This window comes from Thalassobacter sp. (assembly GCF_982993085.1).
Window position 1 is genome coordinate 13687 of sequence record NZ_CEZFMW010000054.1, and the last position, 10428, is coordinate 24114.

The 10428-nt window shown below is 61.6% G+C and carries 10 protein-coding genes and 1 pseudogene; 2 read left to right on the forward strand and 9 right to left on the reverse strand.

Going from position 1 to position 10428, the window contains the following annotated elements; genetic code table 11:
* Positions 1–509: MSMEG_1061 family FMN-dependent PPOX-type flavoprotein (locus tag AC4GMC_RS10085; protein WP_488084082.1), on the forward strand; the 509-nt coding region annotated here is incomplete at its 5' end.
* Positions 510–675: 166 nt separating this feature from the next.
* Here AC4GMC_RS10085 and AC4GMC_RS10090 read toward each other — a convergent pair.
* From AC4GMC_RS10090 to dapA, 8 genes are all read right to left on the reverse strand, one after another.
* A complete protein-coding gene (locus AC4GMC_RS10090; RefSeq protein WP_487879219.1) occupies positions 676–1638 on the reverse strand; it encodes an acetyl-CoA carboxylase carboxyltransferase subunit alpha in 963 nt (320 codons plus the stop codon).
* A gap of 159 nt (positions 1639–1797) precedes the next feature.
* Positions 1798–2754 carry an L-malyl-CoA/beta-methylmalyl-CoA lyase gene (locus tag AC4GMC_RS10095; protein WP_487877855.1) on the reverse strand — a complete coding sequence of 319 codons (957 nt, stop codon included), beginning with the start codon at positions 2752–2754 and terminating at the stop codon, positions 1798–1800.
* A 107-nt stretch (positions 2755–2861) separates the two neighbouring features.
* On the reverse strand, positions 2862–3326 hold the full coding sequence (locus tag AC4GMC_RS10100) for a GNAT family N-acetyltransferase (RefSeq protein WP_487877854.1): 465 nt from the start codon (positions 3324–3326) through the stop codon (positions 2862–2864).
* A gap of 95 nt (positions 3327–3421) precedes the next feature.
* On the reverse strand, positions 3422–4606 hold the full coding sequence (locus AC4GMC_RS10105) for an amino acid aminotransferase (RefSeq protein WP_487877853.1): 1185 nt from the start codon (positions 4604–4606) through the stop codon (positions 3422–3424).
* A gap of 3 nt (positions 4607–4609) precedes the next feature.
* Positions 4610–5461, reverse strand: coding sequence for a 3-mercaptopyruvate sulfurtransferase (sseA, locus tag AC4GMC_RS10110; protein WP_487877852.1), 852 nt, complete (start codon positions 5459–5461; stop codon positions 4610–4612).
* 90 nt (positions 5462–5551) lie between these two features.
* A complete protein-coding gene (gene smpB / locus AC4GMC_RS10115; protein ID WP_487877851.1) occupies positions 5552–6034 on the reverse strand; it encodes an SsrA-binding protein SmpB in 483 nt (160 codons plus the stop codon).
* Between the two features lie 32 nt (positions 6035–6066).
* The gene (locus AC4GMC_RS10120) at positions 6067–7230 is read right to left on the reverse strand and encodes an MFS transporter (protein WP_487877850.1); all 1164 of its coding nucleotides are present in this window, start codon (positions 7228–7230) and stop codon (positions 6067–6069) included.
* 11 nt (positions 7231–7241) lie between these two features.
* Positions 7242–8114 carry a 4-hydroxy-tetrahydrodipicolinate synthase gene (gene dapA / locus AC4GMC_RS10125; protein ID WP_487877849.1) on the reverse strand — a complete coding sequence of 291 codons (873 nt, stop codon included), beginning with the start codon at positions 8112–8114 and terminating at the stop codon, positions 7242–7244.
* 148 nt (positions 8115–8262) lie between these two features.
* Between dapA and AC4GMC_RS10130 the strand changes: the two genes are divergently transcribed.
* Entirely contained in the window at positions 8263–10197 is a 1935-nt protein-coding gene (locus tag AC4GMC_RS10130) for a lytic transglycosylase domain-containing protein (RefSeq protein WP_487878801.1), read from the forward strand.
* On the opposite strand, the pseudogene AC4GMC_RS10135 reads toward AC4GMC_RS10130, so the two are convergent.
* A pseudogene (locus AC4GMC_RS10135) lies at positions 10184–10428 on the reverse strand (EamA/RhaT family transporter); the annotation flags it as partial. The gene AC4GMC_RS10130 and the pseudogene AC4GMC_RS10135 overlap by 14 nt on opposite strands.

A 10428-nucleotide genomic window follows, 5' to 3' on the forward strand; every position in this document is an offset into this window, starting at 1 on the left:
ATCGCAAATGGATCATGGCATCGCGCTTTTGCGTGCTGACGACCGTTGGCGCGGATGGCACAGACGGAAGCCCCCGCGGCGATGATGGCCCCGTTGTGGCAGAGTTGGACCCCGGTACGCTGTTGATGCCGGATTGGCGTGGCAACAACCGGTTGGATAGCCTGCGTAATATCGTTAATGACGGCCGGGTTTCGCTGATGTTTATGGTGGCGGGATCAACGACTGTGGTGCGGATCAATGGGCGCGCGCACCTCAGCACAGATGCCGCTTTGCGGGAACGGTTTGTGCAAAAGGGACGGCAACCTACGACGGTTATCGTGATTGAAATCGCTGAGATTTATACCCAATGCGCGCGGGCGATTATGCGGGCCGGGCTTTGGGAAGATGGTGATCAAAGTGCGGGATTACCGTCGGCAGGGGATATTCTGCACGAGATGACCGAGGGTGAGATTGACGGTGCCGCCTATGATGCCGCTTGGCCCGCGCGGGCCAAGGTGAGCATGTGGTAGAGGGCTTGAGGGCTGTTTGAATAGGTCAGCCCTACTGCTGCTTTGTTGCGCGTGCGCAACAATAGGTCAGGCTACGTGACTGAAAATAAACAGTAATCCTGGATGATGGCGCTTGCGTCCGAGGGCTGCTCTGTGATCGATTCGTTAGGCATGGGCGTGGGTTGGCCTAGGCGGCCAAACCCTTGGAGCCGATATCGAGGAACTTTTGCCGCCGCATCGCCACCAGCTTTTTGGGTGAAAACCCGGACAGCTCATCGATCATTGTGTCGATGTTTTTACCCACAGTTTCAATCATCTGCGCGCGGTTGCGTTGCGCGCCGCCTTGAAGTTCGGGGATAATCCGGTCGATGACGCCCAGCTTGTGCAGGTCTTGGGCCGTGAGGCGCAGGGCCTCAGCGGCGTCGCGCATTTTCTCGGCGTCTTTCCAAAGGATCGATGCGCAGCCCTCGGGCGAGATCACCGAGTAGACCGAGTGTTCCAACATCGCGACGCGGTTGGCCGTAGCAAAGGCCACAGCTCCGCCAGAACCGCCTTCGCCAATGACGACGGACACCAAGGGCACGCCGATTTGTAGGCATTTCTCGGTAGAGCGGGCGATGGCTTCGGACTGGCCGCGTTCTTCGGCGCCCTTGCCGGGGTATGCGCCGGGGGTGTCGATCAGGGTCACGACCGGCAGGCCAAAGCGGTCGGCCATATCCATCAGGCGGATCGCTTTGCGGTAGCCTTCGGGGCGGGCCATGCCAAAGTTGTGGTGTAGGCGTGATTTGGTATCGGCGCCTTTTTCATGGCCGATCACAACCACCGCGCGATCACCTAAGCGGGCCAAGCCGCCCATGACGGCGTCGTCTTCGGCAAAGTTCCGATCACCCGCTAGGGGGGTGTATTCGGAGAACAGGGCTTCGATGTAGTCTTTGCAGTGGGGGCGGTTGGGGTGCCGGGCCACCTGACATTTGCGCCATGGTGTGAGGTCCTTGTAGAGGTCCTGCAACATCTGTCCGGCTTTTTGGTCGAGGGCGGCTGCCTCTTTTTCCAGATCGACGTCCTCATTGGTGCGTGCCATGGCGCGCAGCTCTTCGGCTTTGCCTTCGATCTCGGCGAGAGGTTTTTCAAACTCTAGGTAGTGGTTCATGGGGCTGCCCTTTTGCTTCGCCCACATATGGGACAAGGCTGCGCGGGATGCAACGGGGGGCTGTACGGCGAACGGCGCGTGCAGTTGAGCACGAGGGGAAGCCGGAGCGCGGGTCAGAGCCCTGTGGGCTCCGGTCCGCGCTCCGGCGCGTTGGGGTGTTTAGCCCGCGATCATTTCGGATTGTTTGACGATCACTTCGGCCTGTTTAATGGAAGCGATGTCTACGAGGCGGCCTTTGTAGACGGTTGCCCCTTCGCCGTTGGCTTTGGCCTGTTCCATTGCCGCAAGGATTTCGCGGGCCTCGGTGACGGCTTCCTCAGAGGGCGTGAAGACTTCATTCGCGAGGGCGATTTGTTTGGGGTGAATTGCCCATTTACCCACCATGCCCAGTGTGGCCGAGCGGCGCGCCTGTGCGCGGTAGCCATCATCGTCCGAAAAGTCGCCGAAGGGACCGTCCACGGGCAGCACGCCGTTGGTGCGGCAGGCCGCGACTATCGCGGTTTGGGCCCAGTGCCACGGGTCCGAATAGTGGCGCGTGTCGCCGTGGAGCATATAGTAGTTTTCCTGCGTGCCGCCGATGCCGGTGGTCTGCATCCCCATAGAGGCCGCGAAATCAGCGGCGCCAAGGCTCATGGCTTGTAGGCGGGGCGAGGCGGCTGCGATGGCGTCGACGTTGGCGATGCCTGCGGCGGATTCGATGATGACCTCAAGTGCGACTTTCTTGGTGCGGCCCATCGCGGATTCGATCGCGGTGATCAGGGCGTCGACGGCATAGATGTCTTCGGCGCAGCCCACCTTGGGGATCATGATCATGTCCAGCCGCTCAGACGCCTGTTCCAATAGGTCCACCACGTCGCGGTACCAATAGGGTGTGTCGAGCGAGTTGATCCGCACGGACACGGTTTTGGTGCCCCAGTCGATTGTGTTTATCGCCTCGATGATGTTGGCGCGGGCCGTCGCTTTGTCAGAGGGCGCGACGCTGTCCTCAAGGTCCATGTTGATAACGTCTGCCGCCGATGCCGCCATTTTCGCGAACAGCTTGGTGTTGGAGCCGGGTCCGAACAGCTGGCAGCGGTTTGGACGGGCGGCGGGCGTGGGTTGCAGGCGGAAGCTCATGGCGATTCTCTTTGGGTTAGAATATTTCGTCAGGTTCGAGTTTGGTGGTATGATATTGCGCGATGGGGTGCAAGTGCTGCGTTGCGGCAAAAGCGGTGCAGCCGCATCTAGAGGGTTTTAAGAAACACAATTTTGTCGTCGTCTTTGGCCCAATAGTTCGGAATACAGGCGACTTGGGTATAGCCAATATGACTGTAAAATCCGCGCGTTCCGGCGAAATCATCGGTGCCGGAGGTGTCGACGATGATCATGCGTTGGCCATCCGTTCGCAGGTGATCCTCCAGCGCGTGGGTGAGGGCGGCACCAAAGCCTTGGCCCTGATACTGCGGGTGCAGCGCGAGGGCGCGCATGTTCCATGTGCCGTCCGTCAGGTCCTCTGGTTCAGCAAAGCAGAGGCCGATGGCCACGCCGTCCCGTTGGCACGTCAGCCATCGTGCGGGGCTGTCGCCTGTGAGCGTTGGGGCAAGCATGTCGGGCAGCATGTCACTGGGAAATAGTTGTGTTTCGTCCAGCACGCGCTGAAGCGCGGGGATATCTGCGGCGGTGGTCGTTTCAAAGGTTACTTTGGTCATGGGATGTGCCTTGGATATAAATGAAAAACCCGCCCGGTGGTGTGCCGAGCGGGTTCAAATGTGTGGATTCTGTCAGGCGGTGCCCAAGCAGTGCGCTAGACCCCAGCCGCGATGATCGCATCTGCGAGGATCGGCACGGTTTGCGCGTTGAGGCCCGCGATGTTCAGGCGACTGTCGCCGACCATGTAGATCGCGTTGTGCTCGCGCATGGCTTCGACCTGTTCAGGGCTTGCACCAAGGCGCGAGAACATGCCGCGGTGTTCTGCGATAAAGCCAAACCGGTCCGAGCCGGAGCGTTCCCGCAGCGCGTCGGCCAGTTGTTGGCGCAGGTCCAACATGCCAAGGCGCACGTCTTCGAGTTCCTGCATCCAGTCGGCCTTGAGTGCGTCATCGTTCAGGATGATCGACACCAGACGCGCGCCGTGATCGGGCGGGAAGCTGAAGTTCTGACGGTTCAGGAATTGCAGGTTGGTCTGGGTGAGGTTTTGCTCGGCCGAGGATGGCGACAGCGCCATCAGAACGCCTGTGCGTTCGCGGTAGATGCCGAAGTTCTTGGAGCACGAGGCCGCGATCAACATTTCGGGCACCTTGGAGGCGATGAGGCGCACGCCAGCGGCGTCCTGTTCCAGTCCGTCGCCAAAGCCCTGATAGGCGATGTCGATGAAGGGGATTGCGCCGCGTGCGTTCAGGAAGTCAGCCACTTCGCCCCACTGCGTGAGGTTCAGGTTCGCGCCTGTTGGGTTGTGGCAGCAGCCGTGCAGCAGGACCAGATCGCCTGCTTTTACGCCCTCAAGATCGGCCATCATGCCCGCAAAATCGACCGCGCGTGTGGCGTTGTCGAAATAGCGGTATTCGCCCATCGGCACGCCGAGGTATTTCATGATCGAGGGGTGGTTTGGCCATGTTGGATTAGACAGCCAGACGGTTGCATCGGGTGATGCCATTTGGATCAGTTCAAGCGCCTGACGGATTGCGCCGGTCCCGCCGGGGGTGGCGACGGCGGCGAACCGTTCTTTGGGGTAATCGGCGCCAAGAATCAGGCCCGCCATAGCTTCCGAAAACGCGGGATCACCCGCAAGCCCGGTATAGGCTTTGGTCTGTTCCTCATCGACGATACGCTGTTCGGCGACCTTGATGGCGCGCATCACAGGCGTCAGGCCTTGGGCGTTTTTGTAGACGCCAACGCCTAGATCCACCTTGGTGTCGCGCGGGTCAGCGCGGTAGGCGGCGGCGAGGCCGAGGATCTTGTCGACGGGTTGGGCCTTTAGGTTGCTCAGCATGGGCTATTCTCCCGTTTCGATTTTCAGGTCAGGGTACATGCCCCACTCGGCCCAAGAGCCATCGTAGAGCGCATGTGCGTCATGGCCGATCCGGGCCAGCGCAAGGTTTATGACAGCTGCCGTTACGCCGGAGCCGCATGTGGTGATCACGGGTTTGGACAGATCCACGCCCGCATCCGCAAACACCTGACGCAGGGCGGGGGTGGGCAGCATCGTGCCGTCCTCAGCCAAGAGCGACGTGTAGGGAATATTGCGGGAGCCGGGAATATGGCCTGCGCGCAGACCGGCGCGCGGCTCAGGCGCTTCGCCCCGGAAGCGTGCTGGCGCGCGGGCGTCCAGAATTTCGTGCGTGCCCAGTTTGGAGGCTTGGGCGACTTGGGTGACATCCTTTAACAGATGCGCCTGACGGGACACGGTCATGTGTCGGTCGCGCATCATGGGGGGCATGTCTTCGGTTGGGCGACCCTCGGCCTGCCATTTGGCAAAACCGCCGTCCAATACGGCCACGTCCTGCTTGCCCATCAGCTTGAACAACCACCACAAGCGTGCGGCGGAAAACAGGCCTGCGCCGTCGTAGACGACGACTTGGTGACCATCCCCCACGCCCCATTTGCGCATGCGAGACATGAATTTTTCGACCGGTGGCGCGGTGTGTGGGATTGCGCTGCGCAGGTCCGAGACTTCGTCAATTGGAACAAACCGCGCGCCGGGAATGTGGGCCGCGTCATACTCGGCCTTGGGGTCGCGACCTGCGTCGGGCAGATACCAGCTCATGTCCAGAACCCGCAGGTCTGGGTCCTTGAGATGGGCCTCAAGCCAGTCGGTGGATACGAGGATGCGGGGATCGTCAGCCATTGCCATCGCCTCTTTACGTCGGGGACCTTCCTACGCCGGGCGTGACCCCCGTGCAAGGGCTGTGCAAGGGCTGTGCAAACGTGGCGCGGACTAGCCGCGTTCGCGCAACAGGCGGGCTTTTTGACGGTTCCAATCGCGCTTGGCAGAGGTCTCACGCTTGTCGTGATTTTTCTTGCCCTTGGCGATGCCAATTTTGAGTTTCACCCGGCCCGTGTGGTTGAAGTACATAACCAGCGGCACAAGGGTATAACCCTCGCGTTGGGTCGCGTTCCACAGTTTTGCCAGCTCCTTGCGCGACACCAGCAGTTTGCGGCGGCGGCGTTCTTCGTGGGGGAACATGCGGGCCTGTGGGTAGGGTGCTACGTAGCTGTTCACGAGCCACAGTTCGCCCTCATCCACCGAGGCGTAGCTTTCGGCGACGTTGGCGCCGCCTTCGCGCAGAGATTTGACCTCAGATCCCTGAAGGACGATGCCGCATTCGATGTCGTCCTCGATGGCATAGTCGTAGCGCGCGCGCCGGTTCTCGGCGACGACTTTGTAGTTCTTTTCCTCTGGGGTCTTGGGTTTGGCCATAACTGGGATGTATGCGCGCGGCTGAGGGATGTCTAGCCAGAGAGCCTGCGTGACAGCATGATATGTGCGATTGCCAGTGTGGCTATGAGCCCGCTGGCCAGCCCCAGCGCCTCTATGCCGAGGCGGGAGATGATCACGCCGCCCATGCCCGAGCCTATGGCCGCACCAGCATAAACGGCGGCCGCATTGAGCGACAAAAGCACCGGGGCGGTTTGGGGAGACAGGGTCACAAGGCGGGTTTGTTGTGGTGCCATAAAGGACCAGCCACAGACCGACCACAGAGCGACAAGCAGTACAAACACCGGAAGCGGCAGGGGCAGCAGGCTGAACGGGACCATGAGTGCGGCCTGCGCGCAGGACAGGACCAGCAATGTGCGGGTGGGGCCGAGCCGCATGCTCATCCGTCCACCCATCCAGTTGCCCACGACGGCGCCGATGCCAAAGATGATCAGTGAGGCGGTCACCATGTTCCGCTCAAAGCCCATTTTGACCTCAAGGAGGGGGGTGAAATAAGTATAGAGCGTGTAGATCGCGCCAAGGAATGTTGCCGTGAACAGCACCGAAATCATCGCACGGGCGTCGCGCAGCGTGCGGCCCAGATCGCCAAAGCGCACAGGTTGAAACGACAGGCCAGCGGGCACGCGAAACCACAAAAGAGCCAGCATCGGAAGGCCCAGTGCCGTGACCGTCCAGAACGCCGCGCGCCAGCCGAAGGTATAGGCGATAAAGCTGCCGGCAGGTACGCCGATGACCTGTGCCATCGTGATGCCAAAGAACACGCCCGCCAAGGCTTTGGCCCGTGTTTGGGGTGGGGCAAGGGCGGCGACGACCGCCGCCGTGATGGGTGTAGTGATGCCCGCCCCAGCCGCCGCCAACACGCGGCTGGCCAGTAAAAGCGTATCATCCGGGGCAAGAGCGGCCATCAAGTTTGACAGCGTGAACAGGGCGAGCCCCGCAACCAACACGCGCCGCCGCCCGATCCCGCCCGTCCATGTCACCAACAGGGGCGACAGAACCGCATAGGAAATCGCGTAGACGGTCAGCAGGAGGCCCGCCTCACCCGGGGTGAGGCCTAGATCGCTGGCCAAAGGCGTCAGCCCACCGATCACGACAAAGGCGCCCATGCCGATGATAAAATTGGTGGCCGATAGCAGCGGTATCAGCCCCTTTGGGATACCCGCTGCTGTGCCGGTCATTGGGGGCTGGCTCAGTTCAGCAGTCCCGCGTGACGCAGGCCCGCGCGCAGTTTTTCGCGGGTGGGTTCGGTCACGGGCAGAAGGGGCAGGCGGAGTTCGCCGTCGATCAGGCCCAGTTCTTCGAGGGCGGCCTTGGCACCGGCCAGGCCCGGCTCAGTGAAGATCGCATCGTGGAGCGGCATCAACCGGTCCTGAAGCGTGAGTGCGGTGGCGTAATCGCCTTTGAGGCATGCCTCTTGCAGTTGGCTGCACAGTTTGGGCGCTACGTTCGCCGTGACCGAAATGCAGCCCGTACCGCCTTGGGCATTAAAGCCGTGGGCGGTGGCGTCCTCACCCGAAAGCTGGATGAAATCTGGGCCGCAGGTTTGGCGCTGGGCGCAGACGCGGGCCAGGTCGCCGGTCGCGTCCTTGACCCCGATGATGTTGGGATTCTTGGCCAAGTGCCCCATGGTTTCGGGCGTCATGTCTACGACGGAACGGCCGGGAATGTTGTAGATAATGATCGGAATGCCGATTTCGGTCAGAGCCTCAAAGTGGGCGATCAGACCGGCTTGGGTCGGTTTGTTGTAGTATGGCGTGACCACGAGGGCGGCAGTCGCGCCGACGTCATGGGCGTGGCGGACCATCTCATAGGCCTCGGCCGTGTTGTTGGAGCCTGCGCCCGCAACAACCGGAATGCGGCCTGCGGCGGCGGTCACGACGGCCTCAACCACGGCGTAGTGTTCTTCGTGGCTGAGCGTGGGGCTTTCGCCGGTGGTGCCCACGGGGACAAGCCCGTGCGAGCCTTCGGCGATATGCCATTCGACCAGCTTCTTGAGCGTATCGAAGTCCACTGCGCCGTCTTTAAACGGCGTGATCAGGGCAGGCATGGAACCTTTGAGCATGATACGCTTCCTTAGATGAGGTGTGGTCGTGTGTGAATCGCGCGGAAACTAGCCGCGATGTGGATCTTTAACAAGTTCGCTATTTGGCTTCCGGTGCGCGGGGCCTTAGCTATGTGGAAACAAGCGCGAATGCGGAGTGTAACAGGCGATGGTTTTACGGGCTTTTTTGGGCGCAGTGATGGTGTGCGTGTCTGTTGCCGGGGCGGCGGCGGATACGAATTTGCGTGCCGCGCTGGATGCAGTGCGAGCGCAGGACTGGGATGCGGCACGCGCGGCTCAGGCGCGGATTGGCGACCCTGCGGGGCGTGATGTGGTCAGTTGGTCGTTGCTGCGTGCGCGACAGGGCAGTTTTGAACAGGCGCAGGACTTTTTGGCGCGTAATGGCGATTGGCCGGGCCTGCCGTTGTTACGTGCGCGGGTTGAGGCCGCGATTGCGCCGGATGCGAATCCCGATCAGGTGTTACGATACTTTGCGCCCCGTCCACCTAGCACCGCCCAAGGGGCGTTGCGGTTTTCCGAGGCCCTGACGCGGCTCGGGGAGCGGGATGCCGCGCGGGCTGTTTTGATCCGGCATTGGCGCAATGAACCGATGGATGCCGAAGATCACGCCCTGTTCATCATGGAGCATGGCGCGACGCTGGCTGGGCACCACCAAGTGCGGTTGGACAACATGGTATGGGCCGGCGCGCAGGAAGCAGGGGCATTGATGTTGCCGCTGGTGCCGGAGCCGCAGGCCGCGTTGGCGCGGGCGCGGCTGGCGCTGCGGGCGGATCGAAACGGCGTGGATGGGTTGATCAATGCGGTGCCTACATCGCTGCGTGATGACCCCGGGCTTGTCTATGAACGGTTCAGGTGGCGTCTGCGCAAGGGCCGTTTGGATGCTGCGATGGATCTGTTGTTTGAGGCCAGCCGCAGTGCGGATACCTTGGGGCGGCCCGAAGTTTGGGCACAGCACCGCGAGCGTCTTGCGCGGCGTTTGATGCAGGACGGGCGCGACCGCGATGCCTATCGCGTGGCGTCTGAGCATCGGATGACGGATGTGTCTGAGGTGGCGATGGCCGAATGGCTTGCGGGTTATATCGCTTTGCGCAAACTGAACGACGCCCCACGTGCCGTGCAACATTTTGAGCGATTCACAGCCGCCGTTGGAACGCCCATCAGTTTTGGCCGTGGCGGCTATTGGCTGGGCCGCGCCCAGGAGGCCGCGGGCAACCTAGAGGCCGCCGCGCAGGCCTATGCCTTTGGCGCGCGGTTCCAAACCAGTTTCTATGGCCAGTTGGCGGCGGAACGGGCAGGTTTGGCCCCCGACCCGCTGTTGACGGGGCAAGAGGCATTCGCGGATTACCGCAGCGCGCCCTTTGTCGATAGCTCGGTTCTGCGGGCGGCACTGGTGTTGCGCGACGCAGGTCAAGACGTCCTTGCGGAGCGGTTTTTCACCCACCTGACCGAAAGCTTGCCGCGCCGCGAAGTGGGCCAATTGATTGAGCTGGTTCTAGAGTTGGAAGAGCCGCATATCGCTATCATGATTGGTAAACGCGCGGCACAAGCGGGGGTGGAATTGCACCGGGGCTATTATGCTGTGCTGCCAAAGCTGGTGGCGATGGATGGCCTTGTTGCGCCTGAATTGTCCCTGTCGATCGCGCGCCGCGAGAGCGAATTTGATCCTGTCGTCGTGTCACCCGCAGGGGCGCGCGGATTGATGCAATTGATGCCCGGCACCGCCAAGGAAATGGCGCAGGATTTGGGTGAGACGCATTCGCTGGATCGTCTGCTGACCGATCCGGTCTATAACGCACGCCTTGGCACCGCCTATCTGGCGGAGCTTCAGCGCGAGTTTGGTGCGAATGTCGTACTTGTGTCAGCGGCCTACAACGCGGGGCCCACACGGGCGCGCCGGTGGGTTGAGGAGTTGGGGCATCCGGGGGATCCGTCGGTTGATGTAGTCGATTGGATCGAGCATGTGCCTTTTACCGAGACGCGTAACTACATCATGCGTGTGTCCGAGAGCCTTGCGATTTACCGCGCGCGGTTGTCTGGCCAAACGGCGCCGTTGGGATTGGGGGCCGCGCTTACGGCGCGCTGACCCGTTCGCGCCACAGGGTGAACAGGCCTGCGCCAATCACTACCGTGGCACCAATGACCAGCGGCCAAGACAGGCTTTCGCCAAAGACCGTCAACGCGATACCGGAGGCAAAGACCAGTTGCAGGTAGGCAAAGGGTTGCACAGCGCTGGCTTCGGCAAATGCGTAGGTCTTGATAAGCGTGTAGTGGCCTATGGCGGCGGTGACGCACAGGATGCACATCCAAACCCAGT